This window comes from Streptomyces anatolicus (genome assembly GCF_019400875.1).
Lineage (GTDB): Bacteria > Actinomycetota > Actinomycetes > Streptomycetales > Streptomycetaceae > Streptomyces > Streptomyces anatolicus.
On the sequence record NZ_WMBF01000037.1, the window covers coordinates 1 to 24,980 of the forward strand.

General features: G+C 68.8%; 22 protein-coding genes and 3 pseudogenes. 16 read left to right on the plus strand and 9 right to left on the minus strand.

Translation table 11 applies throughout. The features are described from left to right. A partial coding sequence (gene tap / locus GKQ77_RS06400; RefSeq protein WP_258020921.1) for a telomere-associated protein Tap occupies positions 1–1,887 on the plus strand: 1,887 nt, incomplete at its 5' end. 12 nt (positions 1,888–1,899) lie between these two features. Continuing rightward, positions 1,900–2,460, plus strand: coding sequence for a telomere-protecting terminal protein Tpg (gene tpg / locus GKQ77_RS06405; protein ID WP_219687736.1), 561 nt, complete (start codon positions 1,900–1,902; stop codon positions 2,458–2,460). Positions 2,461–2,526: 66 nt separating this feature from the next. Here tpg and GKQ77_RS06410 read toward each other — a convergent pair whose 3' ends face one another. The 3 genes from GKQ77_RS06410 to GKQ77_RS33825 form a co-directional block, all read right to left on the minus strand. Then, the gene (locus GKQ77_RS06410; protein WP_219687737.1) at positions 2,527–3,345 is read right to left on the minus strand and encodes a hypothetical protein; all 819 of its coding nucleotides are present in this window, start codon (positions 3,343–3,345) and stop codon (positions 2,527–2,529) included. A gap of 230 nt (positions 3,346–3,575) precedes the next feature. Further along, entirely contained in the window at positions 3,576–4,010 is a 435-nt protein-coding gene (locus GKQ77_RS06415) for a DUF6010 family protein (RefSeq protein WP_219687738.1), read from the minus strand. A gap of 73 nt (positions 4,011–4,083) precedes the next feature. Next, the gene (locus tag GKQ77_RS33825) at positions 4,084–4,356 is read right to left on the minus strand and encodes a hypothetical protein (RefSeq protein WP_219687739.1); all 273 of its coding nucleotides are present in this window, start codon (positions 4,354–4,356) and stop codon (positions 4,084–4,086) included. Between the two features lie 316 nt (positions 4,357–4,672). Here GKQ77_RS33825 and GKQ77_RS06425 point away from each other — a divergent pair, with 316 nt between their 5' ends. Next, positions 4,673–5,611, plus strand: a complete 939-nt coding sequence (locus GKQ77_RS06425; protein ID WP_219687740.1) for a GlxA family transcriptional regulator — start codon at positions 4,673–4,675, stop codon at positions 5,609–5,611. Positions 5,612–5,894: 283 nt separating this feature from the next. Beyond that, complete coding sequence (locus tag GKQ77_RS06430; protein WP_219687741.1) at positions 5,895–6,437, plus strand: hypothetical protein; 543 nt, start codon at positions 5,895–5,897, stop codon at positions 6,435–6,437. Between the two features lie 389 nt (positions 6,438–6,826). Here GKQ77_RS06430 and GKQ77_RS06435 read toward each other — a convergent pair whose 3' ends face one another. Further along, entirely contained in the window at positions 6,827–7,159 is a 333-nt protein-coding gene (locus GKQ77_RS06435) for a type II toxin-antitoxin system PemK/MazF family toxin (protein WP_219687742.1), read from the minus strand. A gap of 18 nt (positions 7,160–7,177) precedes the next feature. On the opposite strand from GKQ77_RS06435, the pseudogene GKQ77_RS34045 reads away from it, so the two are divergent. Then, positions 7,178–7,735, plus strand: a pseudogene (locus tag GKQ77_RS34045) (IS701 family transposase); the annotation flags it as partial. 172 nt (positions 7,736–7,907) lie between these two features. After that, positions 7,908–8,093 (plus strand): hypothetical protein, encoded by a 186-nt coding sequence (locus GKQ77_RS34050; RefSeq protein ID WP_372459839.1) that lies wholly within the window; start codon positions 7,908–7,910, stop codon positions 8,091–8,093. Positions 8,094–8,266: 173 nt separating this feature from the next. On the opposite strand, the pseudogene GKQ77_RS06445 reads toward GKQ77_RS34050, so the two are convergent. Next, positions 8,267–9,167: pseudogene (locus GKQ77_RS06445) on the minus strand (IS5 family transposase). A 36-nt stretch (positions 9,168–9,203) separates the two neighbouring features. Here GKQ77_RS06445 and GKQ77_RS06450 point away from each other — a divergent pair. Next, positions 9,204–9,833, plus strand: coding sequence for a class I SAM-dependent methyltransferase (locus tag GKQ77_RS06450; RefSeq protein ID WP_016640957.1), 630 nt, complete (start codon positions 9,204–9,206; stop codon positions 9,831–9,833). Positions 9,834–10,594: 761 nt separating this feature from the next. Here the strand turns inward: GKQ77_RS06450 and GKQ77_RS06455 are convergent. Further along, positions 10,595–11,347: a TetR/AcrR family transcriptional regulator gene (locus tag GKQ77_RS06455; protein WP_219687744.1), complete on the minus strand. Its 753-nt coding sequence runs from the start codon at positions 11,345–11,347 to the stop codon at positions 10,595–10,597. 156 nt (positions 11,348–11,503) lie between these two features. Here GKQ77_RS06455 and GKQ77_RS06460 point away from each other — a divergent pair. Next, positions 11,504–12,534: pseudogene (locus GKQ77_RS06460) on the plus strand (medium chain dehydrogenase/reductase family protein). Positions 12,535–12,646: 112 nt separating this feature from the next. Continuing rightward, entirely contained in the window at positions 12,647–14,074 is a 1,428-nt protein-coding gene (locus tag GKQ77_RS06465; protein WP_219687745.1) for a carotenoid oxygenase family protein, read from the plus strand. Positions 14,075–14,127: 53 nt separating this feature from the next. Here the strand turns inward: GKQ77_RS06465 and GKQ77_RS06470 are convergent, their stop codons facing one another. Then, positions 14,128–14,931, minus strand: coding sequence for a helix-turn-helix domain-containing protein (locus GKQ77_RS06470; RefSeq protein ID WP_258020923.1), 804 nt, complete (start codon positions 14,929–14,931; stop codon positions 14,128–14,130). Between the two features lie 156 nt (positions 14,932–15,087). On the opposite strand from GKQ77_RS06470, the gene GKQ77_RS06475 reads away from it, so the two are divergent. The 3 genes from GKQ77_RS06475 (at position 15,088) to GKQ77_RS06485 (ending at position 18,619) form a co-directional block, all read left to right on the plus strand. Beyond that, positions 15,088–16,647 carry an alpha/beta hydrolase gene (locus GKQ77_RS06475; RefSeq protein ID WP_219687746.1) on the plus strand — a complete coding sequence of 520 codons (1,560 nt, stop codon included), beginning with the start codon at positions 15,088–15,090 and terminating at the stop codon, positions 16,645–16,647. Between the two features lie 146 nt (positions 16,648–16,793). Next, complete coding sequence (locus GKQ77_RS06480) at positions 16,794–17,363, plus strand: TetR/AcrR family transcriptional regulator (protein ID WP_219687753.1); 570 nt, start codon at positions 16,794–16,796, stop codon at positions 17,361–17,363. Between the two features lie 77 nt (positions 17,364–17,440). Continuing rightward, complete coding sequence (locus GKQ77_RS06485; protein WP_219687747.1) at positions 17,441–18,619, plus strand: GDSL-type esterase/lipase family protein; 1,179 nt, start codon at positions 17,441–17,443, stop codon at positions 18,617–18,619. 54 nt (positions 18,620–18,673) lie between these two features. Here the strand turns inward: GKQ77_RS06485 and GKQ77_RS06490 are convergent, their stop codons facing one another. Beyond that, the gene (locus GKQ77_RS06490; protein WP_258020924.1) at positions 18,674–19,411 is read right to left on the minus strand and encodes a MerR family transcriptional regulator; all 738 of its coding nucleotides are present in this window, start codon (positions 19,409–19,411) and stop codon (positions 18,674–18,676) included. 378 nt (positions 19,412–19,789) lie between these two features. On the opposite strand from GKQ77_RS06490, the gene GKQ77_RS06495 reads away from it, so the two are divergent. From GKQ77_RS06495 to GKQ77_RS06510, 4 genes are all read left to right on the plus strand, one after another. Continuing rightward, a complete protein-coding gene (locus tag GKQ77_RS06495) occupies positions 19,790–20,440 on the plus strand; it encodes a GOLPH3/VPS74 family protein (protein WP_219687749.1) in 651 nt (216 codons plus the stop codon). A 70-nt stretch (positions 20,441–20,510) separates the two neighbouring features. Next, complete coding sequence (locus GKQ77_RS06500; protein WP_219687750.1) at positions 20,511–21,245, plus strand: DUF3159 domain-containing protein; 735 nt, start codon at positions 20,511–20,513, stop codon at positions 21,243–21,245. 294 nt (positions 21,246–21,539) lie between these two features. Next, positions 21,540–22,487, plus strand: a complete 948-nt coding sequence (locus GKQ77_RS06505; protein ID WP_258020925.1) for a phthiocerol/phthiodiolone dimycocerosyl transferase family protein — start codon at positions 21,540–21,542, stop codon at positions 22,485–22,487. Positions 22,488–22,489: 2 nt separating this feature from the next. Next, on the plus strand, positions 22,490–23,944 hold the full coding sequence (locus GKQ77_RS06510) for an FAD-binding oxidoreductase (protein ID WP_219687754.1): 1,455 nt from the start codon (positions 22,490–22,492) through the stop codon (positions 23,942–23,944). A 155-nt stretch (positions 23,945–24,099) separates the two neighbouring features. Here GKQ77_RS06510 and GKQ77_RS06515 read toward each other — a convergent pair. Further along, positions 24,100–24,980 (minus strand): 3-hydroxyacyl-CoA dehydrogenase family protein (locus GKQ77_RS06515; RefSeq protein WP_308117565.1); only part of this gene is annotated, 881 nt, incomplete at its 5' end.

Here is a 24,980-nt window from a genome sequence, read left to right on the forward strand (position 1 = left end):
GCCCCTGCTCCCGTCGTCCCCGCCCCTGCCCCTGCTCCCGTCGCCGTGGCTACGACGGCCGCACCGCGCCCGGCGCGCACCACCAGGCCGTCCTCGCCGTCGCGCCCCCCGGGCGGGAAGAAGGCGACCCCGGCCACGCCCCCGCCCAGCGCCGACCCGCGGTTCGAGAACGGTCCGCTGGCGGTCGTCGACGTCGAGGAGGGCAAGGTACTGGCGTACTGCGTCGGCGGTCTGGTCCTGGACGTGCCCGCCAAGTCCCTCCCGTCCCTGGTGGACTGGACGCTCAAGGAAGCGAAGCTCGGGCAGCCGAAGCTGTCCGGTCCGGGAAGGCCGGCCGACCCGCTGCTCGTACTCACCGAGACCGCCCTGGAGCGCTTTGGCCTGCCCGTCGCCTTCACCGAGGAGGAGCGGCTCGCCGGGCGGATCCCGGAGAACCACAAGGTCATCAAGCAACTGACCCGCGCGGAGTGGAAGCTGACCAAGCGCGGTTTGGGGCCGTGGGCGCGAATCTACCGCCCGGCCACGGGGTCGGACCGCCAGTGCGTGCAGCTGTGCATTCCGTCGTGGAACGCGCTGGACACCCGGCACTGGGGCCACGCCGCGCAGCTGCCGCCCGCCGAACTCGCGCGGGTGCTGGGCGTGTACGCGTCCCGGGTGATGACGCCGCGCGGCTCCACCGCCGTCACCGGCCTGGAGCTGATGACGGCGCTGCACCCGTCGACGTATGCCGTACGGGATGAGGAGACGGGCGCTCTGCGTCAGGCCGACGACAAAACGCCCGGCTCGCTGGGCAAGGACCCGGTGGACCCGGCTCCATGCGAGGCCCCCGATGGGCACCCGCTGCTCAAGGACCTGCCGCGCTTTCACATCCGTACCCCGGCGGAGAAGCTGTTCGAGGAGGCGTACGACTGGGCGCGTCCGCTCACCGACGCCGAATGCATGCGCCGCAACCTCGTGGGCCTGGACGTCAACATGGCGTTCGCCGCCGGAGCGAACGGGCTGCCCGTGGGCCTGGGCGCGCCGACATATGTCAAGAACCCGGTGTTCGACCCGAAGCTGCCCGGCTCATGGCTGGTCGACCTCTCCCATGTCGACCTGTCGAAGGTGAAGGTCGGCAAGGAATGGGTGGAGCTGGACGGCTCGCTGCTGCCCAGCCCCTTCACGCCGAAGGGCGACCGCCCGACCGGCCCGGCCTGGTACGCGACTCCCACCGTGGCCTACGCCCACGAGCTCGGCTGTGAGGTGCACCCCGTCGAGGCGTACGTACGGTACGAGAACGGCCGCTACCTGGACAGTTGGTACACCCGCCTGCGCGACGCCTACCTGGCCACGATGGCCGACCTCGGCGTCGCCGCCGACCTCGACCCGGCCGACTTCCTCGCGGCGATGGACGGCTACAAGAGCCGTGACCCGGAGCTGGCGATCGTCGTCGCGGCCGTCAAGGCGACGGTGAAGGGCGGCCTGGGCAAGCTCCGCGAACGCCCGCGCGGTGAGGGCTGGCGGCCGGGCGAGCCGTGGCGGGCACTGTCCCGTCCGACGTGGCGGCCGGACATCCGCGCGGCGGTCATCTCCCGTACGCGCATCAACCTGCACCGGAAGATCGTCAAGCACGCGGCGTTCACCGGGCAGTACCCGGTCGCGATCCTCTCCGACTGCGTCGTCTACGCGGCCGACGGCGAGAGCCCGCTGGACTTCCTGCCCTACCGGGACGGAAAGCCGCTGCCCGGCGGCTTCAAGCTCGGCATCAACCCCGGCCTGGTCAAGCACGAGGGCACCCAGACCGTCCTGTGGGGCGAAGAGGTCCGCGAGCGGTTCGACGCGCCGGAGCTCAACCTCGCCCGGTACATCAAGGACGGCACCGTCACCGAACTCGACAACGGAGAGTAGGAGAAGGCCACGATGAGCCTCTTCGGGGACGGCCTGGACACCGCGGTGCACAAGGCGTTCACGCGTCCGGCACCCAAGAACGCGGGCCCGCAGATGCGGTACCTGGTCAAGCAGATGAAGGGCACCAGGGCGGTCGCCCAGCTGCTGCGCGTCTCCCAGCGCACCGTCGAGCGATACGTGAAGGACCAGATCAAAAAGCCCCGCCCGGACCTTGCCGCGCGCCTGGAACGCGAGGTGAAGGCCCGCTGGCAGCCGCAGATCCGGGCCAAGGCCAGGCAGAAGGCGGCAACGACCGACGGCATCGTCATCGACGTCCACGCCCGCCTCGGTTACGCCGGGGCGCCGATGGGCACGACGGACGAGGCCCGCGTCCGGCACCTCACCGTCGCCCTCCCGCCCCAGCACGCGGCCCGCCTCTTCAACGCCCGGGAACAGGGCGCGGGCGAAGCCCAGCTGCGCGAACTCACCGCCGAAGCCCTCAAGGAGGTCTACTTCCAGGACGGCGGCCGCCGCGCCGGCTCCCTTCAGGAAGTCCAGATCAACGACGTACTGAACCTGGAGTTCGACCTGTAGAAACCCCGCCCGGAACAGATTGCGCCGGGAAGGAGACTTCCCGGCGCATAGCCACGCGTCACCGTTTCACTGGGCCGCGAGAACTTCTTCCGCCATCTCCTCGTCAGTGGCCGCTCCTGGGGGCGCGGCCACGCGGAAGGGCTTGCCGAAGTCGCTGAAGGACTCATCGAGATCCATGGCGGGGTTGGTGACCCGCAGAAGGAAGGGCTTGCCTTCGGTGGCGATGTGGAACTCCACCGACCCTCCTTCCCACTTGTAAGTGATTCTTGTCGCGGGTCGGCCCTGAACCGTCGCAGGCCGCTGCGTCGAGGGTGTCTTTTTGAGCTGACCAAGGGAGGGCAGACGTTCTTCCAGATAGTCCCGCCGGGTTTTCGGCGCACACATGTCACGCATCACCGCGTAGACGTCGGCATTGCGTTTCACCCACCTGTCAGCCAGCACCTTCACACGCGTCGGGTCATTCTTGGCTTCGGACGCCAGTTGGAGCGCTTCCTTGCTGCCGCGTGTGTAGAGCGCCGACGGAGTGATGACCCAGTCCAAGGTCGCAGCACCCTTCCCAGCGTGCGTCTTGCATACCGTCGTGTCGCCAGACATCGCGCTGTGCATGACGGTGGTGCCCTCGGTCTTCATCCGCCGGGTCGAACGGAGATAGTCCTGATCGAGCGTTACGTCGATCGCCTTGCTGATGAGCTTGGCGGCCCGCTCCCCGCCCGAGGATTTCGGGGCAGCGGACGCCGCCCGATTCGGGCTGCCTTCTGAAGGGTTCCCCTTAGCGCCGTTACTGCTGGAGCTGCACCCGGCTGCTGCGATGAGTGCAGCAATTACGGCCGCAGTAATCGCCGCTCTTCGGGCACGCTGGGCGAGCGGGTCGGTGGCGCTGGACATCAAATTCCCCTGATAACAGACAATGATGCCCCCATGATCCACTGTCGCGGCCGTACCATCGCCACCGGAATCCACGGACGCACGGACATCGGGGCAACTGCCGCCGGGTCGTGCTCGACGCGTTCACGTAACGCGGCGAGGGCGGCCGGGATGACTTCCAGCTGCTCGGCGGCCTCCGAGCTGAGGCCGGACAGCACCCCGGCCAGTACCTCAAGGGCTGGGCAGCAGCATCAGTTCCCGGCTGACTTGGACTTGTTCCACACCCTCTCCATGCCGTCTTCGAACAGCCTTCGGGCCTCGATCAGGGAAGGCCCTCCGCGGAAGCACCACAGGGCGATGACCGGATCACAGATGGCACATGCCAGGGATGCGTCGTGGTAGAACGGCAGGATCGGATGGCCCTTGAGGTGGTGGGCGATGTCCCAGGCGGTGTGGAGCAGCCAGCCGACGCCGATGAAGGCCCAGGAGTCCAGGCCACGGTAGGCGACGTAAGCCACGAGTGCGACGAAGGGGAGTTCCCACGGGCCGAATCCGCCCCCGCTCAAATAGGCGGCGCCGGCCCCGCCCACCATGATCGCGTTGAAGTGACGTCGGTGCGGCTCTTTGATCAAGGACATCAGCAGGCAGTAGATGATGCCGACGATCACCGGTGACACGAGGTGCATAAGGGGATGACTTCTTCCTTGGAGCCGCTCAAAGTGAGGTGGGCTTGAGGTGGGCGCGGGTTCGAGGCGATCGTCAGGCAACGCCGAAGGGGCGGCCCAGCGTTGGGGGAAAGATGCTCGCGGCGACGGTGACCGGGCCGACGGCGACGAGGGGCGCGCGCCAGACGGTGCCGCGCCGCTCGTGGGAGAAGAGTTCTTCGAGGAGTGCGGGAAGCTCGATGGTCAGCGTGCGTCCCAGCAGTACGGGGGTGAACTCGTCCCGCGTTGGCTCGCCGAAGCCCGCCTCTTCTTCCGGGGCCTCGCCGGGTCCGCCCACGCGACCGGAGGCGCCGGGCACCACAAGCATTTCGGCACGCTCCAGGTCGACGGCGCCGGGGCGTGCAGCGTCAGCCCTCCGGTACCGCTGACGATTTCACGAGGACCCAGCGAGTCGAAGCCATCGAACAGGACGATCTGGATGTGCATGGGTGTTCCCTCGGCGTCGATTTCCATCGGGACGCTCTGAGTCAACCGGCTTCCCGGGTGCTCGCCCAGCGGCACTAGTGACACGTTCCGACGGAATAATGCCAACACCTTCTCGAAGGGCGTGAACTGCGATGACATGGAACTTCCGCAAGGGTGGCCCCAGGTCCGCCCAGCTGATGGGCAGGTAGGTTCTGGCCATGCATACGGTCGCCGTTCTCGCGTTGGACCAGGTGATCCCGTTCGACCTGTCCACCCCGATCGAGGTCTTCTCCCGGACCCGCCTGCCCGACGGGCGGCCCGGCTACCAGGTCCGGGTGTGCGCCGAACGCGACGAGATTGACGCCGGAGCCTTCATCCTGCGTGCCCCCTGGGGTCTGGAGGGCCTTCAGCGCGCGGACACGATCATCGTGCCGGGCGTCACCGATGTCACCGCCCCGCTCCCTCCCACCGTGCACGATGCGCTGCGGTCGGCCGCTGCCGTCGGCACCCGGATCGCATCCATTTGCGTGGGCGCCTTCCCTTTGGCTGCCACCGGCCTCCTCGACGGCCTGCGTGCGACGACCCACTGGCGCGCGGCCGGTCTTCTGGCCACCACTCACCCGGACATCGACGTCGACCCCGACGTCCTCTACGTCGACAACGGCCAGTTGCTCACCTCGGCCGGTGCCGCGGCGGGCATGGACCTGTGTCTGCACATGATCCGCCGCGATTACGGCTCGGCCGTCGCCGCCGACGCCGCACGCCTGTCAGTGATGCCCCTCGAACGGGAAGGCGGGCAGGCGCAGTTCATCGTCCACGATCACGCTCCCGCACCGCAGGGCTCCGAACTCGAGGTGCTGCTCACCTGGTTACGGGGAAACCTGGCTCGCGACCTCTCCCTCGCCGACATCGCCGAGCGGGCCGGGACCAGCACCCGAACCCTGATCCGGCGCTTCCGCGACCAGACCGGCACCACCCCGCTCCAGTGGCTGAACCGAGCCCGCATCCGCCAGGCACAGCACCTGCTGGAAACCACGGAGCACGCCGTGGAGCGCATCGGCCGCCAGGTCGGCTTCGGCTCACCGACCACCTTCCGCGACCGCTTCAAACGCACCACCGGCGTCAGCCCGCAGACCTACCGACGCACGTTCAGCTGAACCAGCGACTCGGAGCCGTCGTCGATCCGACTGCATGCGCCAACGACTGTCGCATCGCACCTCCGTGGGTCAGATGCCCCTGGACCGGCCGGGGCATCGTGCCGGTCTGTGCCGAACGGCCCGACAACAGAGATACGGTGTGACTGATCTGAGGCAGTCGCATCCCGGGCAGGTCGAGCGCCGTGCGGCTGTACCACTTCGCGCGAGCACGAGGCAACGGAGACGGCTCTGAATACCCCGGGTCCTCGACGAGTGACAAGTGGCGGCGATCAGGCAGGGGATCATGAGCAGCGAACGCACCTACGGGTCACCAGAACCTCCCGAGGACGGCTCGGGCAACGACCACCCCGCAGCACCTGCTGCCGAGTTGTCAGACATCTTGCTCGTCGTGGCGACGATGACGGCAACTCCGTTCCTGCAAGCGATCTCCACCTACTTCGGGAACGCTCTGGCCAAGGGGATGGGCTCGGGGACGCGCGAAATCATGCACCGGTTCATTCATCGACAGGCGCGAGCGAGTCTCGACAATCCTGCCGACGTCGTGGATCTCATCCACCTGCGTACCGAGGACGGGTGGTTGGTCGAGATGAAGGTAGCCGTCGAACCCGAGGCGCTTGCTCAGCTTCCCGAGCTGTGCGCCGCGGACGCACCGCTCAGCGAATCCGATCGGCGCCCCGGCACGACCGCGACGATCCGCTGGGACCACGACGGCTATTGGGTCGCCGCGACGGTACGTGAAGACGGATACCGTGTCGCCTTCACGTGGGATCCGGAGGCGAAGAAATGGCGCGAGCGTAATTACCGCCGCCCTATTCCCGTCACGTAGGGCCTGAATTAAGCAGCTATGCCCGCTCAGGACGGTTCCACGGACTCGTCAGCCGAAACCTTGGGCTCCCCTGGACTGCGTGCAGAAAGGCATCCAGGATGATCGAGAGATCGGCGATCGTGAGTCCGTCGGCTGTGTTCCCATCCTGATCAACCGCCTTGCAGAAAAGACACCACGAAGATGGACACCACGAAGAAGGCTGACAGAAAATACTGGCGGTAGGCCGTACCCGCCCCGGCCAGGAAGTCCACGGCGAAAATGCGCGGCGCCTAGTACTCCAGCCGTAGATCGTGATCTCGATGGTGAGGGGCACCGAGGGCACAGGTGGCCAGCGTCGATCGTCTGGACGAGATCGGCCACGCCACCGGGGGCGTCTGTTCCTCCTCGGCCTACGCGAGTCCGCTGAGCCGTAGGGCATCCTCGATCTCGCTGAGCTTCGCTGAGGACAGGGCACCCGCCCGCTCGATCAGGTCGTCGCGGGACACGGTGGTCAGCCACGTGCACGGAGTAAAGCCTGGACGGGGGACCGCGAACCGCAGCACGCCTTCAAAGGGCAGCCCTTCCATGGCGCCTACTGCCACTTCGACGCCCAGACCGCTGATGTCGACGCCAGCCGGAGCGACGACCTGCATCACTCGGGTCCCGGACGCGTCGTCTACCGACAGCAGTACGACCAGCCGCCGCTCGTCGAACTCGACCCACCAGACTTCGCCACGTTGCACATGTCCTCCTGACACGGGATGGCAGGCGGACGCTGCGCGACCCTGACACGCTGTGGAGACGGTGCGAGCACCGCTGATCCTCGGCGTGTGAAGGCTGAAGATCATGCGGTGACCGCGGGTCGCAGTGTAGACCCTGCCCGCTGGCAGGAGGCGTTCGACGGCCTGCTGAGCCGGATAGCGGGGCGGTTTGCGCGGGTCGAACCCCGGCGTCGAGCGAGGCAGTTGGTGCTCGGGCTGCTGTCGGACCTGCCGCGCAAGAACTGCTGGACCATCGCCGAGTGGGCGGGGGAGGCCGCCCCGGACGGCATGCAGCACCTGCTCGTCCGGGCCAAGTGGGAAGCCGGCCCGGTACTCGACGACCTGTGCGAGTACGTGGTGGAGCACCTGCAGGACGACCGGGCGGTGCTGGTGGTCGATGAGACCGAGGGCGTGAAGAAGGGCACCGGCACGGGCGGCATCCAGCGCCAGTACACCGGCACCGTGGGCAGGATCGAGAACGCTCAGGTCACCGTCTACGTGGTCTACACCGGTCGGTGCGGGCACGCGGCAGTGGACCGGGAACCGTCGCCCGGATCCTCGACGCCGGCCCTCAGGCCGCATGGGTCGCGCGCGACGAGGTCTACGGCGGCAACTCCAAGCTGCGAGACGCGCTGGAGAAGCACGGCACCGGCTACATCCTCGCGGCGGCCTGCTCGTACGAAGTCACCACCGACGCGGGGGAGTTCCGTGCGGACACACTGGCCAAGAAGTGCCCAAACGAGCCTGGCAGAAGCTCTCCGCCGAGGCCGGAGCCAAAGGCCATCGCTTCTACGACTGGGCCGTCATCGACCTCGCCGACCCAAGTCCCGGCAGTCGCCAACTGCTGATCGGTCGCAACCGCGGCACCGGCGAACTCGCCTACTGCCGCTGCTACTCGCCACGCCGGTGCCGCTGACCACGCTCTGGTGTGAGTCGCTGGATCAAGATGGCGAGTAGAAAATTTCTTCCAATCCAGAAAGAGCTTGGCCGCCCTGGGCGAGCATGAGGTCCGCCGCTACGCGTCCTGGTCCCGCTGGGGCGCCGTGGGGCACGGTACGGCCTGCAAGACCCGCCCGGTACTGCGGTCCCTTATTGGGGCGTGTCTGACAAATGATCACCTGGTTGGTTCGCGAAGCCAGAGGACCAGCGAGGCCAGGACGACTCCAGCGCGGTAACGAGTGGCGAGCTTGTCGAACCTGGTGGCGATCGCACGGAACTGCTTGAGATGGGCGAAGCATCGTTCGACCACGTTGCGGTCGCGGTAGATCTCCTTGTTGAAGGCGGGTGGGCGGCCGCCGAGGCTGCCGCGTCGGCGGCGGTTGGCGACCTGGTCGCGGCGTTCGGGAATCGTGGCAGCGATGCCCCGGCGCCGCAGCAGGTGGCGGATCGCTCGGCTGGAATAGGCCTTGTCGCCCAACACCCGCGTCGGCGCCGTGCGTGGGCCGTGGGATGCGGATCTCGTCGAGGACCTGAGTGAACGCGGTGGCGTCGTGGGCATTGCCGGGCGTGAGCACGATCGACAAGGGCAGGCCCCGGCCATCGACGGCGAGGTGGACCTTGGTGGTCAGTCCGCCGCGGGAGCGGCCGAGGGCCTGGCGCGCCTGTGAGTGGCCCGGATCTTCCAATTTGTCCCTGCCTGGGGCCCCCTTTTGCGTGCGCCGTTAGCGTGCTGATGGGCCCGGTTGATCGTGGAGTCGACGGCGACGGTCCACTCCACCCGGCCCACCGCGTCGTCACGGACCTGGACGTGCTCCAACAGCCTTGCCCAGGTGCCGTCCGCCTCCCAGCGGGCGAACCGCTCGTAGACGGTCTGCCATGGCCCGTACCGCTCGGGCAGGTCGCGCCAAGGAGCCCCGGTCCGCAGCCGCCACAGCACACCATTAACCACCTGCCGATGATCACGCCATGGGCGGCCACGCCCGTCCGTCTGCGGCAACATGGGCTCAATCCGCTCCCACACCACGTCCGCCACCTCACCTCGACCTGTCACAAGATCAATTATCAGACCGGCTATAGAGTCCTGCCTGTGGCGAATCATCAGGACGAGACCAGGGCGGCCTACGACGGAGTCGTCGAGCTGTACGCATCGCTATTCGCAGACCGGCTGGAGACACAGCCGTTCGCCCGGGCCATGATCGGCACCTTCGCCGAACTGGTGCGCGCGACGGGCAACCTGCGGGCAGCTGACGTCGGGTGCGGGCCCGGACATCTGACGGCCATGCTGCACGAACTGGGCTTGGACGCCTTCGGACTTGACCTCTCGCCCGGCATGGTCGACCACGCCAGGCAGGCCCATCCGGCGCTCCGCTTCCAGGAGGCGCGGATGGAGTCCCTGCCGATCGAGGACGGCGTGCTCGGCGGCGTACTGGCCCACTACTCGATGATCCACACCCCTGCGGGGGAACTGCCGGAGCTGCTCGCCGAGCAGGTACGCGTCCTGGCGCCGGGTGGCCTGCTCCTGGTCTCCTTCTTCGGGACCGACGGGCCTGAGCCGGTCCGGTTCGACCACAAGGTGGCGCCTGCCTATAGCTGGCCGGCGGACCGCCTCGCCGAACTGCTGGCTGATGCCGGGCTCGTTCCCTTCGCCCGGCTGCTCCATGATCCGGCCTCCGAACGGGGCTTCCTCGACGCCCACCTGCTGGCTCGCCGTTCGTAGGTCCTGCCCTGCAATACCCGCCGGACGGTCGGCGCACCTCCGGTAACTGCTGGCTCGGCGGACGCTCACTGATCCGACGGGAATTGTCAGACAGGCCCTAGTACAAGACGCGGTTGACGGCGTCGGAAGTTACTTGTCCTGCAGCCTATGGTCCGGAGAAGGCGAAAACAGCTAACGGAGGCGCGAATGGAAGATAACTATTTCAAGAGGGCAAGGATGACGTCCCGGCTCTTCATGCTCTCTACCATCTTCGCCATATGTGGCGCGTGCATTGGCCTTGCCTTGACCGTAGCCGGTAAACCGGCAGGTCTGGGGATAGTAGCGATATTCGCAGCCATTTGGGGAGTGGGCTATCTGGCCCGGCGGAGAGTGACGCGCGACGAACTCTGAGATCCGCTCAGCAACAACGTGGCCCGACCAGGCATCTGGTCGGGGCCGCAACCACAAGGGGGACCGCGGTCGAACAGGGGCAGAGACGGGGCAGTAGGAGTCGCCAGCTGACCACCGCTGCTTCGCCCTGGACGTCCGGGGGTGAACGTCCAGCAGAACCCCTTGGCGGATAGTCCCCCAGGCACCGCGCTACCTGGCCGTCGTCTTCCTCGCCGAAGTCTTCTTCCTGGTCGTCCCCATTGCGCGAGGCAGGCGTTCGTGCAGTTCCACCGAGGAGTCACGGAGCCACCGCTGAGCAGTTCCGTTTGGACCAGTTGGTCTTTGGGCCGGGAGGCCGGGAGGCCGGGAGGCCGGGGGGGCGGCAAACAGGTTCAGGCCGGCGCGAGCAGTCCTTCCAGCTCCGCTTCGAAGAAGGCGTTCGCGTCGAAGCTCATCCCGGTGAAGTGGCCCGCCAGTTCGAGCGAAAGCACGCCGTGCAGCCGGGTCCAGAAGGAGAGGGCGCGGTGGAGCTGGGCCGGCGTGGCCGGGTGCTCGCCTGCCCACTGTCTGTGTGCCTTGAGGTGGCGATCGAAGGGCTGTTCGTCGACCTCGGTCGAGGCGCGGGCCGGGAGCTTGGCGCAGGCGTCGAGCAGTGCCGCCATGATCTCGGATGCGATCCCGGTGACGTCGTCCGGGGCGTGGTAACCGGGCACGGGAGTGCCGTAGACGAGGAAGTACCGGTGGGGGTCGGCTCGCGCCCACCGGCGCAGGGTGTGGGCGAGGCTCACGAGTTCGGCGCCGGCGCCGGGGCCGGCGCCGTCCTCGGCGTCGGCGCGCCAGGTGTCGGCGTCGGCGCGGAAGGTGTCGGCCAAGTCGCGGTAGGCGTCCCGGATGAGTTCGGTGATCAGCTCGTCACGGCTGCCGAAGTAGCGGTAGAGCGCCGGTCCGCTCATCGCCATCCGCTTGGCGATCGCGTTCAGTGACAGCGCCGAGGCACCCGCATCGGCGATCTGCTCCCACGCCCGCTCTTTGATCTCGGCGCGCACCTGCGCCCGGTACCGCTCGCGAGGTGAACCGGTGCTGGGCGCGGTCCGCGTCCCCGCGCCTTTGCTCCCTGCCGTGCCCGTCCCGCCGGTCTCGGACATGCCGCCTCGCCTGCTCTTCCCTTGCTCTTCGTTGCCTGCACCCTGACGCCTTGATGCTTGAGTTAGAGGGTATCACTCAAATCCTTGACGAGTTCTTGCGAGGGTTATACCTTCTAACTACAGCAGCAAGAGCTATCTGAAGTTAGGGGCCGTAAAATGAATGCTACGGAGCTGGTCGAGGTCGTACTGCCGGGGGGGGTCGAGCCGGAGGGTCTGGAGTTGCGGCGCGGCCCCCTGCCGGTCGCGGGGGCCGGACAGGTCGTCGTCGAGATGGAGGCGACCGGCGTCTCGTTCGCCGAGCAGCAGATGCGTCGAGGCCGCTACTACGACCAGCCGCCGTTTCCGTTCGTCCCCGGCTACGACCTCGTCGGTACGGTGCTGGCGGCCGGCCCCGGTGTCGCGCCCTCGCTCGTCGGAAAGCGGGTCGCCGCGCTGACCAAGACCGGCGGCTGGGCCAACCAGGTCCTGCTCGATGCGGCAGACGTCGTCGAGGTGCCCGGGGGAGTGGGCGCCGCGGAGGCGGAGACCGCGGTGGTGAACGGCATCACCGCCTGGCAGATGCTGCACCGCAAGGCCCGGGTCCGCGCCGGCCAGACGGTGCTGGTGCACGGGGCGAACGGCGGGGTCGGCTCGCTGCTGGTCCAGCTGGCCCTCGCCGCCGGTGCGCGCGTGATCGGCACGGCGTCCGCCCGCCACCACGAGGCCCTGCGGCGGCTCGGCGTCCGGACGGTCGACTACCGGACCGAGGATGTGCCGCGCCGGGTCGGGGAGTTGGCCCCGGGAGGTGTGGACGCGGTCTTCGACCATGTGGGCGGGCGCAGTGTCATCGACTCGTGGGGGCTGCTCGCTCCCGGCGGCACGCTCGTCTCGTACGGCACCGCGGCCACCCGTGACGACACCGGGTCCAAACAGTGGCCCGTGCTCAAGATCCTCGGCCGGGTGTGGCTGTGGAACGGCCTGCCCAACGGGGTCACGCGTACTTCTTCAACGTCTGGGCGGGCCGCGCCTTCAGCAAGGACCGCTTCCGGGCCCGGCTGCGCGCCGACCTCGGCGAGGTGTTCGCCGCGCTCGAACGCGGCGAGATCACCGCGAACGTCGCCGCTCAACTGCCCCTGGCCCGCGTTGCCGACGCCATGCGGCTCGCCGAGTCCGGCACAGTCAGCGGCAAGGTCGTCCTCACCCCCTGACCGGCACCGGCCGCCGACCGGACCCCACGCGCGCCGACCGGACCCCACGCGCGGCAACCGGTGAACACGCACCCCAGCGGATCCATCCACGCCAACAAGGAGAACCGAGGCGATGAGCGACACCCATGCGGCCACAGGTGCGGGCGCGGACATCGGTACCGGAGCCGACGCCAGGACCAGTACCGACACCGGCGCCGACCGCCACCAACCGCCCTACCTCACCAACCATTTCGCCCCTGTCCCCGACGAGGTCACCGCATGGGACCTGACCGTCCGAGGCGCCGTTCCGCCCGAGCTGTCGGGCCGCTACTTCCGCAACGGGCACAACCCCGGACCCGGCCAGAAGCCCACCCACTGGTTCCGCGGCGCGGGCATGTTGCACGGTGTGCGTCTCGGCGGGGGCCGCGCCGAGTGGTACCGCAACCGCTGGGTCCGCACCCTCGCCCTGGAGGGTGCTCCGCTGGTCCGCGACGACGGCACCGTGGACCTCACCGCCAGCGTCGCGGGAACCCACGTCATCGAGCACGCGGGCCGCATCCTCGCCCTGCAGGAGGCCAACCTGCCCTTCGAGGTGAGCCCCGAGCTCGACACGATCGGCGCGTACGACTTCCGGGGCAGACTCACGACCGCCATGACGGCACACCCCAAGGAGGACCCGGAGACCGGCGAACTGCACTTCTTCGGCTACTCGTCCCTTCCGCCGTACTTGACGTACTACGTCGCCGACGCGCAGGGGGAGTTGATCAGAAGCCGGGTCGTGCCCGGTGCGGGCCCCACTCTGATGCACGACTTCGGCCTCACCGCGCACCACACCGTCTGGCTCGACCTGCCGGTCGTCTTCGACGCCGAGGAGCACTCCGGGATCCCGTACCGCTGGAGCGACACGTACCGGCCGCGGATCGGCGTGATGCCGCGCGATGGATCCGCCGAGCCCGTCTGGTACGAGGTGGAGGCCGGCGCGATGATCCATGTGACCAACGCCTACGAGGACGCGGCGGGAAGGATCGTCGTGGAGGGCCCCCGCTACGACCGGTCGTCCTGGGAAAGCAGCTGGAAGTGGTGGACCGGCGCCCCCGGTCACCCGCCCGTGCCCCTCGTCGGCTCGATGCGGCACCGCTGGGTCCTGGACCCGGTCACCGGGACCGCCCGTGAGGAGCGGCTCGACTCCCTCGTCACCGAGTTCGCCACGATCAACGAGGCGTTGACCGGCTCGGCGCACCGCTACACGTACACCGTCGCCTTCCCCGGCGCGGGTCTGGAGCGGTATGCGCTGGTCAAATACGACGCGCTGACCGGGCAGCGGCAGATCGTGGACGCCGGGCCCGGGCGGATGTACGGCGAGCCGTACTTCGTGCCGGCGGCCGGGGGGACGGCCGAGGACGACGGTTACCTCATGACCCTCGTCAGCGATCTCGCCCGGGACGCCTCCGAACTCCTCATCCTGAGCGCACGGGACATCACCCGGCCACCGGTCGCCGCGGTCGAACTGCCGCGCCGCGTCCCGGCGGGCATCCACGGCTCATGGATCCCCGACGCCTGAGCCGCGAGCCGCGTCCGCCGGGCCTCTCCACCGGAGCGGGCCGAGGAACCGGTTCATGGCCGGACGTCCTTGCTTTCGCTCTCCGCGGTGTCGCCCTCGAAGCTTTCGCTCTCCGCGGTTTCGCCCTCGAAGAGGATCGCGTGGACGCGTCGCAGCACGTCGAGGTGGGCGCGGTTGTGGAACTCGCTCAGCGCGTGCACGACGACCGACTCGGCGACCGCCGTTTCCCGGTGCGAGGAGGCCCCCAGGTCGGCCAAGACGGGGTGATCCCTGTGCTGTTGGCGGACCTCGGGCGCCATCCGCTCCGCAAGTCGCTGCCGCACCTCGTCGGGAGCGTCCTCGTCGAGCGCCGCGAACTCCGCTTCGAGATTTCCGCGAGGGCCCGCGAGCTGTTCTCGGAGGACTGCCATCGCCTCGGGGGTGAGGATGCTGGAGTAGGCCAGCAGCAGGGACCGCTGGGCCTCGGGCAGGTCGTCGGCGAGCGTCCTGAATTCCGGGGGCATGTCTAGCGCGGCCCGGTTCCCCATGACGGCCGCCAGTTCCCGCCGCATCCGCTGCTTGCGTTCGATGTCCGCCGCGAGTTCGACGTCCAGGTGCCGGAGGATCTGCAGCGCCTTCGCGTCGCCGCTCTCGACCAAGGGGACGTCCGCGAGGGCCACGCCGAGGTCGGTCATTCTGCGGATGCGCAGCAGGCGGACCAGATGGCTCACGCCGTACCGTTTGTAGCCGTTGGACGCTCGTTCCGGCTCTTCCAGCAGGCCGAGGTCGTGATAGTGCCGGACGGTCTTGGTCGTCGTGCCCGCGAGTTCCGCCAGCTGACGCGTACTCCACGCCACCAGAAGCCCTTTCTCCAGCATCGGTCCCGGCGCTCATTGCGAGCTCATTCAAAACCGTGCCCCTGCGGCACGGTCAACCACCCGCCGGTTCCACACCGACCGGTGTTGACCATGCCCCTAGGGCACGGAGTGGGATGGCCTCGACCCCGCCCCCCAACCGGTATGCGGAGACTGGACATGAAACGACAAGGCAGTGTCGGCCGGAGCCTGGCCCTCGTGGTGGTTCTCGGCCTGGGCGGCTCGCTGGCTCCCGTGCCCGCCGCCGCGGAGGAGCCGAAGGCGCCGCTGGTGGAGTGGGGCCAGTGCCCCGACGACGTCGTGGCCGAAGCCGCTCCGACCGAGTTGCGGTGCGCCGCCGTGCCCGTACCGCTGGACTACGCCGACCCGGAGGGCGAGCAGATCGACCTCACCGTCTCCCGGCTGGCCGCCGCCGACCCGGACAAGCGGCGCGGCGTCCTCATGCTCAACCCGGGCGGCCCCGGCGGGTCCGGGCTCGCGCTCTCCGCGCTGCTGGTGGCCCGGGGCCTGCCCAGCAGCGTCACCGACCGCTACGACCTGATCGGCATGGACACCCGCGGGATCGGTCATTCCGCACCCGTCGGCTGCGGCTTCACCACGGACAGCCCCTACTACTCCAACATCCCGCCCTACGCGGCCGACGACGCCGCGGTCACCGCGCAGGCGAAGGTCGCCGAGCAGGCGGCCGAGCAGTGCGCGGACAACGACCACGACGGCCGACTGCGCCACCTCACCACCGCGAACACCGCTCGCGACCTGGACCGGATACGGGCCGCGCTCGGCGAGGAGAAGACCAGCTACCTGGGCTACTCCTACGGCACCGCACTCGGCGCCGCCTACGCGTCGATGTTCCCCGAGCGCGCCGACCGGATCGTGCTCGACAGCAACATCGGGGACACCCACCTCGACCGCGACGGCCTGCGCCGCTACGCGTTCGGCATGGAACAGACCCTGCCGGACTTCGCGAAGTGGGCCGCCCGCCGGCACGACAGCTACGGCCTGGGCCGCACGCCCCACCAGGTCCGCGCGTCCTACCTCACCATGGCCGGCACCCTCGACAAGGCTCCGGTCGCGGGGATCGACGGCAGTCTCTTCCGGCTTCTGACATTCGGCCACCTGTTCAAACAGACGCAGTACCCCCAACTGGCACAGACCTGGCAGGCGATCCTCGAAGGCGACGAGACGGCGCTCCGCGGCCTGCCGGCCGCCCAGGGGAAAGGGGTGGACGGGGCGCCGTCGCCGACCGACAACGCCCTGACCGTATTTCTCTCCGTCACCTGCAACGACGTCGAGTGGCCCGAGGACGTCAGCACCTACCGGCGAGGCGTCGCCGAGGACCGCGAACGCTACCCGCTGTTCGGCGCCGCCACCGCCAACATCACACCGTGCGCCTTCTGGCCGCACGCCCCCGCCGAACCACCCGTGAAGATCGATACCAAAGGCCCGCGCAACGTGCTGCTCCTGCAGAACCGGCGGGACGCGTCGACCCCGTACCAGGGCGGGAAGATGCTGCGCGAGAAGTTCGGCAACCGCGCCCGGCTGGTCAGCGTCGACGACAGCGGGCACGGCGTGTACGTCCTGGGCGACAACTCCTGCGCGCTGAACACCACCACGCGATACCTCGTTGAGGGTGAGATGCCCACGAAGGACGCGTTCTGCCACGCGGACGAGCGCGCCCTCGAACCGCGGGCCGAGCCGGGTGCGGTCCGTCACGTCTGATCTTGCTCGGGCAAAGGGCCTGCCCCTGCCCTGCCGTCGCACTCACCCCCTCCGCAGCACATCAAACCTAAGGGCGATACCCACTTGCCTATAAGGTGTAGGGAGATGCATGCTGATCGTAGGCCTACCGAGAGAGGGTGATGGTTGTGGTTCGGGCAGGACTGAGCCCGGAACGGGTGACGCTCGCTGGTGCGGAACTCGCCGATGAGGCCGGTTTCGGCCAGGTGACCCTGTCCGCGCTCGCCCGGCGTTTCGGCGTGAAACCGGCGAGCCTGTACGCGCACGTGAAGAACTCCCACGATCTCAAGACCCGGATCGCGCTGTTCGCGCTGGAGGAGCTCGCCGACCGGGTCGCCGACGCCGTGGCCGGGCGCGCGGGGAAGGACGCCCTGACGGCCTTCGCGAACGCCTATCGGGACTACGCCCGGGCGCACCCCGGCCGGTACGAAGCAGCCCGCTACCGGCTCGACCCGCAGACCGCCGCGGCCAGCGCCGGCGTCCGGCACGCGCAGATGACGCGGGCGATCCTGCGTGGCTACGAGCTGGCCGAGCCGGACCAGACACACGCGGTCCGGATGCTGGGCAGCGTCTTCCACGGCTACGCCTCCCTGGAGGCAGCCGGTGCCTTCGACCACACGGACGTTGCCGCGCAGCAGTCCTGGGCCTGGACTCTGGACTGCCTCGACACCGCATTGCGGAGCCGGTCCGCCTCCTGACCCGTCGCGTCCATCGCGACGGCTTCTCCGTACCGACCCGGCAGCACCTTCACCCCAGAACGACAAGGCTTGAGGCAATGAGCACCGAACAGAAGCTGATCACCACCCCCATCACCGCCGACTTCCTGCGCGGGCACCTCGACGTGGAGGAGACTGCACACGGCCTGCTGCCGCACCGGCTGCCTGCCCGCGCGCGCCGCCAGATTCCCGATGACCAGCTGGCCGTGGCCGAGGCCCAGCCCTCCGGTGTCCGGCTGGCCTTCCGTACCAGCGCCACCACCATCCGCCTTGACACCCTGCCGACCAAACGCGTTTACCGGGGCTTCCCGCCCCCGCCGGACGGCGTCTACGACCTCCTGGTCGACGGCCGCCTCACCGCCCAGGCCACCGTGGACGGCGGGAACCTGCGCACCATCACCGATATGCAGACCCAGACCGCGGAATTCACCCCGGGCCCGGTCGGCACCGCCCACTTCACCGACCTGCCCGCCGGCGAGAAGGACATCGAGATCTGGCTCCCACACGCGGAGATCACCGAGGTCGTCGCCCTGCGCAGCGACGCCCCCGTCGAGCCGGCCCCGAAGACCGGGCGCCGGGTGTGGTTGCACCACGGCAGCTCCATCAGCCACGGGTCCAACGCCGTCTCCCCCAGCACCATCTGGCCCGCGCTGGCCGCCTCCGCGGGCGATGTGGAGCTGATCAACCTCGGATTCAGCGGCAGCGCGCTGGTCGACCCCTTCACCGCCCGCGCGATGCGCGACACTCGCGCAGATCTGATCAGCCTCAAGCTCGGCATCAACGTCGTCAACGGGGACACCATGCGCCTGCGCGCTTTCGCCCCCGCCATTCACGGCTTCCTCGACACCATCCGGGAGGGCCACCCCGCGATACCCCTGCTCCTGGTCTCCCCTGTCCTGTGCCCGACCCAAGAGAACACCCCCGGACCTCTCATGCCGGACCTCTCCGGTGGAACCCTGAAGTTCAAGGCCACCGGCGATCCGGCCGAGACCGCCGCGGGGCGGCTGACGCTCACGATCGTCCGCGACGTCCTGGCCGATATCGTCGAGCAGCGGTCCGCCGAGGACCCGAACCTCCACTACCTCGACGGACTCGACCTCTACGGCGAGAGCGACCACGACGAGTTTCCCCTGCCGGACGCGATCCACCCCGGCCCCGAAGGACACCGCCGCATCGGCGAGAACTTCACCAAGCGCGTCTTCGCGAACAATGGGCCCTTCGCCATCACGCCTAACTGACCCAGGTGATTGCGGACGAGACAGCCCCCCGCCTGGCTACTGCGAATACGTGGCTCAGGAGATTTCGGGCTTGTCGGTCTCACGTCCGGAATCAGACAGGAGCTCTTGGAGACGCCGCATTACGTCGACCTGGGCCGGATTGTAGAGATCGGCAATGGCTTTGCCGATGGTGCGACCGGCGTGCCGCCGGCCACGCGGGGCGTCCGAGGCTAAGTCGTGCAGCCCGGGATGCTTGACCCGAAGATCTCTGACGTAAGGCACGAGACGCTCGGCGAGACTCTGGCGCGCCTGCTCGTCCGCATCGGCTGGAAGCTCGTCGAATTCGCGTGCCACCGGCTGCGGCTGTTCATGGAGCAAGTCCGCGTAGGCGTCCATGCCATTGGGGCCGAGAACCGTACCGAGGACGGTGACGAAAGAGCGGTCGGGGTCAGGGAAGTCTGCTGTCTCGTCCAGTGAGGCGAGGCTGAGGGGGAGATCGCTCGCGGCCGTTCTGCGCATGAGGGCGCCGACCTCGGCGCGGGCGTGCTGCAGTCGTTCGATGGTGGCAGCCAACTCGGCGTCCAGAGCCCGCAGATCACGCGGGTCCGGGGCAGAGTGCGGGCCCTCCCGCATGTCCGCGATCTGAGAGAGGGAGAAGCCCAGGGCGGTGAGGCGCTTGATCCGGAGGAGCCGGATGAGGTGGCTGACGCCGTACTGCTTGTAGCCGTTGGAGCGGCGCTCCGGCTCGTCGAGCAGGCCGATGTCGTGGTAGTGCCGTACGGCCCTGAGGCTGGTGCCGGCCAGCTCCGCCATCTCCCGAGTGCTCCACGCCATGAGCGATGTCTCCCTCACCGTCCGGTGCCGTCGGCGCGGTCGCGCCAAGGGCCCATTGAAAACCATGACGCAACGGCAGGCCTGCGCAGGGGAGGGCGTATGAGCTGCGGTCGGCCCGCTCTGGGTCTCGTCGCGAAATGTCCATTTCCTGGGCATTTAAAAGTATGCCGTAACGTCACCAGTTTCACGGATCGAACCAGAGGTAGTAGTAACCCAGAAAGGCAAAGCGGCGTTTCCGTAAAGGCGATTCGAGAAAAGCTGCGGGATAAAAGGTGAGCGAAAAACTCCTGCTGCGCGCACCACCCCTTTCCGTGAATATTCCCCGTCTTGCAACGGCCGACCTACAGGAAAACCACCGTGCCCACGACTCTCGCCCAGAAGCTGTACCTGCTCTGTTACACCGTCGAGAAGGAGAAGTTCCAGCTGGACAACATTCAGGGACGCGGCCAGCTGCTGCGGGCCGGGGCGATGACCGAGCTGGCCCGTGGGGGTCTGCTGGACGCCACCGGAGGGAAGGTTCGGCGACTCCCCGGCAACCCGCCCGAGGATCCGTTCACCGCCGCGGTCTGGTACGACCTGCCCGAGGACAAGCCCAAGGGCTGGCTCAACTTCCTGCACAACAAGGCGCACAGCGCCGAGACCCCGGTTCGCGATCAGCTGCTCGCCTGCGGAGACGTCACCCTCACGCGGGAGAGAAAGCTAGGGGTCATCTCCACCGACCGGGTCACCGTGATGCGCCCGCACTTGGTGCGCGACCTCCAGGACCGAGTGCGCTCGACCGTCCTCAACGGCGCCCCCGCCGAGCACCTGACGGACGAACTGGCCATGGCCGTCCTGGCCGCGGAGCTGGAACTGACCTCAGTGTGGAGCAAGGCAGACCGCCGCGCTCATAAGTCCGACCTCAAGGCGCATGCGGCGCGGTTCGACACCCTCGTCCCCGGACTGCGCAAGGCCCTGCGCGATTCCTATCTCGCCAGCCGGGCTGTGGGAGGCGGCTGGAGCACCTGAACCGCAGTACCACCGCGACGAGCGACGCCCTGAAATCACTGTAGTCGCAGCACGTGAACAGGAGTGATCGATGTCCCACCCCCAAGACAAACGCGGCCCTTCCTCAACCCGCGACAGGAGCCACAGGAGCACGCCGCCTCCCGCTCCGCGCCCGCCCACGCTCGAGTCCCTGGGAGGCACGGCGGGATTCATCTACTCGACCGTCCCGGTCGTGGTGTTCGTGATCGCCCTCGCCCTGCTGTCCACGAAGGCAGCCGTGATCGCGGCCGTCGCCACCGGCGCGGTGCTCACCGGGGCCCGGCTGGTACGCGGCGAACGTCTCCTCGCCGCCTCCGGCAGCCTGACCGGCGTGCTGGTCGCGGCAGGCATCGTCGCCCTCACCGGTTCCGCCAAGGACTTCTTCCTGCTGGGCATCTGGGTGGCCTTCGCCGGCTTCCTCGCCACCTTCGGTTCGGTCCTCTTCCGCCGCCCCCTGTCCGGCGTCGCGTGGAACCTCCTGCACGGCGGCGCGTATGCCTGGCGCGAGGACCGTCAGGCGCTGCGGGCACACGACATAGCCACCCTCGCCGCGGCACTCGTCCTCGGCGGCCGATTCGTGGTGAAGCAGTGGCTCTACGTTCACGACGCCACCGGCTGGCTCGCCTTCGCGAAGATCGCCATGGGTACTCCCCTGACCGTGGCGGCCGCGCTGGTCGTCGCCTGGGCCTTCCGTAAAACGTCGAAGCGCCTGGTGGAAAGCCGGCCGGCCGAGGCCATCCCCCCGCAGGAGCCCAAACTCCCGCCTCACCAGGGTGTTTCCAGGTAGCGACGCCGTCACGTCACCTCGCCAGAGAAAGGGCCCGTAAGTGTTGATCAGCCATGCCCAGGCGGAGACGGTGAGGGAACTCGGAGCCTTCGAGCGGGCCATCGACCTGTACATGCACCGAAACCCCGTCCAGTTCTCCCTGGTCGCAGAGATCGACCGGCAGGTCTCCGAACAGACTCTGGCGCGAGCACTGCGGGGCGTGCAGGAACGGCACCCGTTGCTTCGCGTCTTGGTCGACCGCCGAACTCCCCGGGCCCGGTACCGCTGGGTAGAAGGCCCGGCCGCAGCGTCATCGTGCTGACCTTCGCTCACCAGATCACCGACGGGATCGGCGGCATGCGCGTGGTGGCGGACCTGGTCGCCGCTCTCGACGGCGACGAGCCGGCCGCCGAGCCGAGCTGGGAAAGGGATGTCCCGCCCTCCCAGGAGGCTCTTCTGCGAGCTCTCGACGCTACGACGCCGAACGTGGGGCCACCCCAGGACGAGCTGACGGACGCGCCCGGTGAGCTGACGCCGTTCTCGGGACGGGCACCGCACGTTTCCACCTTGGCCTTGCCACGCGCTCTGACCGCACGACTCGTGAGCCGTTGCCGCACTGAGGGCGTGTCCGTGCACGCAGCGCTGTGCGCCGCCGCCTGCACGGTCCTCCACCGCGCGGGCCGCACCCGGGTGAGGGTGCTGAGCCCGATCGACCTGCGCCGTGCCGCAGGTCTGCCCGACGCTGTCGCGAACCGGTTCGCGGGAGCCCGCACCGCGAGCGAGGCATCCCGGGCCGGGGATCTCTGGGAACTGGCCCGGCACCATCACCAGGTTCTGGAACACCAGCGCGCACCGGGGGTGCTCAAGGCCGGCTCGGAGGCACTGAACCAGCAGCCGCCGGCCACCCCCGAAGAGGCCGAGGCGATGATGACCGTCGTCACCGCCGCCGACATCCAGATCACCAACCTCGGTGCGGTGGAGGCGCCGGCACACAGCCGAACCTCTCTCACCGCTCTGTGGGGACCGGCGCAGACCACCCAACTCCGCGGTGAGCACGTCCTGGGTGTCGCCACCCTCGGGGGACGCTTGCGCATGACGGAGCTGACACACGACCCCGTGGCCGTTCTGCTGCCCGACATGGCGACCGTGCTGGCCCAGCACTGTGCCGAGCCCGGCTCCCCGCCCTCCCGATCCGTTCACCCGGTCTCCGGAGCCACACAGCGCCCTCGACGGCCGCACCCGATGAGCGACACACAGGAGTGACCATGCAGTCCTATACCCATCCCCATGCCGATGCCCACGCCGACGACGCAGTCAGCTCTGCCTTGCTGGCCGAGCTGCGGTCCCATGTCCCCGCGGACCGTGTGCTCACCAACGGACCGGAGTACGCACGAGCAGTGGCGCTGTTCAACGCAGCGGTCAATGTCCGTCCATCTGTAGTCGTGCGGTGCGCGACCACCGCTCACGTGCAGGCGGGAGTACGCGCGTCTCGCCATCATGGAGTGCCGCTCTCCGTGCGGGGCGGAGGTCATGACTTCTGGGGTCGGGCATTCCGCCCCGGTGGGCTGGTTCTCGATCTGACCGACATGCGGGACGTCCAGATCGACGTCGAACACCGTTGCGCGACGGTGGGTGGCGGAGCGCTCTCGTCCGACGTCGTATCCGCCGCCGAGCGGGTGGGCCTGACCGCCGTCACCGGAACGGCGGGCTCCGTCGGAATGGTCGGCCTCACGCTCGGCGGCGGGTACGGCCCCCTGATCGGGCAGTTCGGGCTCGCAGCCGACAACCTGCTCGGCGCCGAGATGGTGCTGGCCGATGGTGCACGCGTGTACACCGACGCCGAACATCACCCGGACCTCTTCTGGGCGCTGCGCGGTGGCGGCGGCAACTTCGGTGTCGTGACCTCGGCGCGGATACGGCTGCATCCCGTTCCGATGGTGGTGTCGGGGACCATCCTGTACCCGGTCGCCCAGAGCGCCGGCGTTCTCGCCGGCCTCGGAGAAATACTTCAGGGTTGTCCGGACGAGCTGACAGTGGACGTCGGGTTTCTTCCCGGTCCGGACGGCGAACCGACGGTGTACGTCGCGCCGACCTGGTCGGGGGAGCTCGAGGTGGGGAACGCCGAGCGCGGCCCGGTGCGTGCTCTTGCCCGACTCGGCACACCCGTGCTCACCGAAGTGGGGCCTGTCGCCCGGTCCGCGACGCTGGCCGCGACGGACGCCATGTTCCCGCCCGGGCGCATGGGCGCGATCCGCACGCGGACCGTCCAGAGCGTCTCCGACTCCATCGCGACCGTCCTGGACCGGGCCGCCCGCGAGTTCACCTCACCGTTCTCCGCGATCGTGTGGCATCAGTTCCATGGCGCCGCCACCCGTCCGCCCATCGGTTCGACCGCGTTCGGCCGACGCGACCCGCACCTGATGGTCGAGCTGATCTCCATGTGGGAGGGCAACGACGGCAAGGACAACGCAGGCAGTGGCGACGGCAGGTCACCGCACCTGCGCTGGCTGGAAGAGCTTCACGCGGCGCTCGAGCCGTTCTCCTCGCCGGGCGGCTATGTGAACTTCCTGGGGCCGGAGACTCCCGACCAGATCGCGAACGCCTACGGGCCGAACACCGAACGCTTGCTCGCTGTGAAATCCGCGGTCGACCCGGACTCCGTCTTCGTCGCCACACCGCTCCCCGTCGGGACCGCCGGCGCCGGTTCCACGCCTGCGTGAGGCGCAGCCAGCAGCAGCTGCCTCGCCCACAACTCTCCTGCAGCACAAGGGGCGTTCAAAATGTTCGCGAGGCGTTCGGCTACGGCGTTTCCGTAACATCGTTCCGCAACGCCCGCCGCTGACGGCAGCTCCGGCACGCCGGCCCGTTGGTGAGCTCAACTCGCCCTGGCGGTGGGCGTATAGCGGTGGAAACCCTGCCCGCTCTTGCGGCCGAGCCTGCCTGCCGCCACCAGGTCGGTGAGCAGGGCGCACGGGGTGAAGCGGGCGTCGTCGGTGAGTTCGTGCAGGACGTGCAGGGTGTCCACGACCGTGTCCAGGCCGATGAGGTCGGCGGTGCGCAGCGGACCCATGGCGTGCCCGAAGCACTCCTGGAACAGGCGGTCCACGGTGGCCGCGTCCGCGGTGCCGGCCTGGACCACGGCGGCCGCGTCGTTGAAGGTGGCGTGCGACAGCCGGTTGGAGACGAACCCGGGTGCGTCGTTCACCACGATGCCCTGCATACCCATGCTCGCGAGGAGGGCGTGTGCGTCGTCGAGGGTCTGCTCGCCGGTGTGCTTGCCGCGGATCATCTCGATGGTGTCCTTGGCGTAGGCGGGGTTCATGAAGTGCATGCCCAGGACGCGGCCGGGATCGTCGACCTGCTCGGCGAGCAGGCCGACCGGGATCGCGGACGTACAGGTGGCGAGCGTGGTGGTGGGGGTGAGCAGGGTGTTGAGGGAGCGGAAGACCTCCTGTTTCACAGGGATGCTCTCGCGGGCGCATTCGACGACGAAGGACGCGCCGCGCAGCTGGTCCAGGTCGGCGCGGAACCGCACCCGCTCCGCCGTGCGTCCGGCTCCGTCGGCCGGTGCGCGGCGCATCAAGGTGGCCATGCGCAGCCCGGCGCGCAGTCGCTCGACAGCGGTGGCCAGAGCCTCAGGTGCGGGGTCCACCACGGTCACGTCGTGGCCGGCGGCCGCCAGCCGATGGGCGACGCCGACACCCATGGTGCCTGCGCCGACGACGCCGACCGTACGACGGGGAGCGGGGGAGGGGG

Coding starts and splice junctions, on each gene's coding strand:
- GKQ77_RS06425 (WP_219687740.1), top strand. CDS start 4,673: ATGCATACGGTCGCCGTTCTCGCGTTGGACCAGGTGATCCCGTTCGAC.
- GKQ77_RS06455 (WP_219687744.1), bottom strand. CDS start 11,347: ATGTCCGAGACCGGCGGGACGGGCACGGCAGGGAGCAAAGGCGCGGGG.
- GKQ77_RS06485 (WP_219687747.1), top strand. CDS start 17,441: ATGAGCACCGAACAGAAGCTGATCACCACCCCCATCACCGCCGACTTC.
- GKQ77_RS06510 (WP_219687754.1), top strand. CDS start 22,490: ATGCAGTCCTATACCCATCCCCATGCCGATGCCCACGCCGACGACGCA.
- GKQ77_RS06500 (WP_219687750.1), top strand. CDS start 20,511: ATGTCCCACCCCCAAGACAAACGCGGCCCTTCCTCAACCCGCGACAGG.
- GKQ77_RS06415 (WP_219687738.1), bottom strand. CDS start 4,010: ATGCACCTCGTGTCACCGGTGATCGTCGGCATCATCTACTGCCTGCTG.
- tpg (WP_219687736.1), top strand. CDS start 1,900: ATGAGCCTCTTCGGGGACGGCCTGGACACCGCGGTGCACAAGGCGTTC.
- GKQ77_RS06470 (WP_258020923.1), bottom strand. CDS start 14,931: ATGCTGGAGAAAGGGCTTCTGGTGGCGTGGAGTACGCGTCAGCTGGCG.
- GKQ77_RS06490 (WP_258020924.1), bottom strand. CDS start 19,411: ATGGCGGAGCTGGCCGGCACCAGCCTCAGGGCCGTACGGCACTACCAC.
- GKQ77_RS33825 (WP_219687739.1), bottom strand. CDS start 4,356: ATGCTTGTGGTGCCCGGCGCCTCCGGTCGCGTGGGCGGACCCGGCGAG.
- GKQ77_RS06430 (WP_219687741.1), top strand. CDS start 5,895: ATGAGCAGCGAACGCACCTACGGGTCACCAGAACCTCCCGAGGACGGC.
- GKQ77_RS06475 (WP_219687746.1), top strand. CDS start 15,088: ATGAAACGACAAGGCAGTGTCGGCCGGAGCCTGGCCCTCGTGGTGGTT.
- GKQ77_RS06465 (WP_219687745.1), top strand. CDS start 12,647: ATGAGCGACACCCATGCGGCCACAGGTGCGGGCGCGGACATCGGTACC.
- GKQ77_RS06410 (WP_219687737.1), bottom strand. CDS start 3,345: ATGTCCAGCGCCACCGACCCGCTCGCCCAGCGTGCCCGAAGAGCGGCG.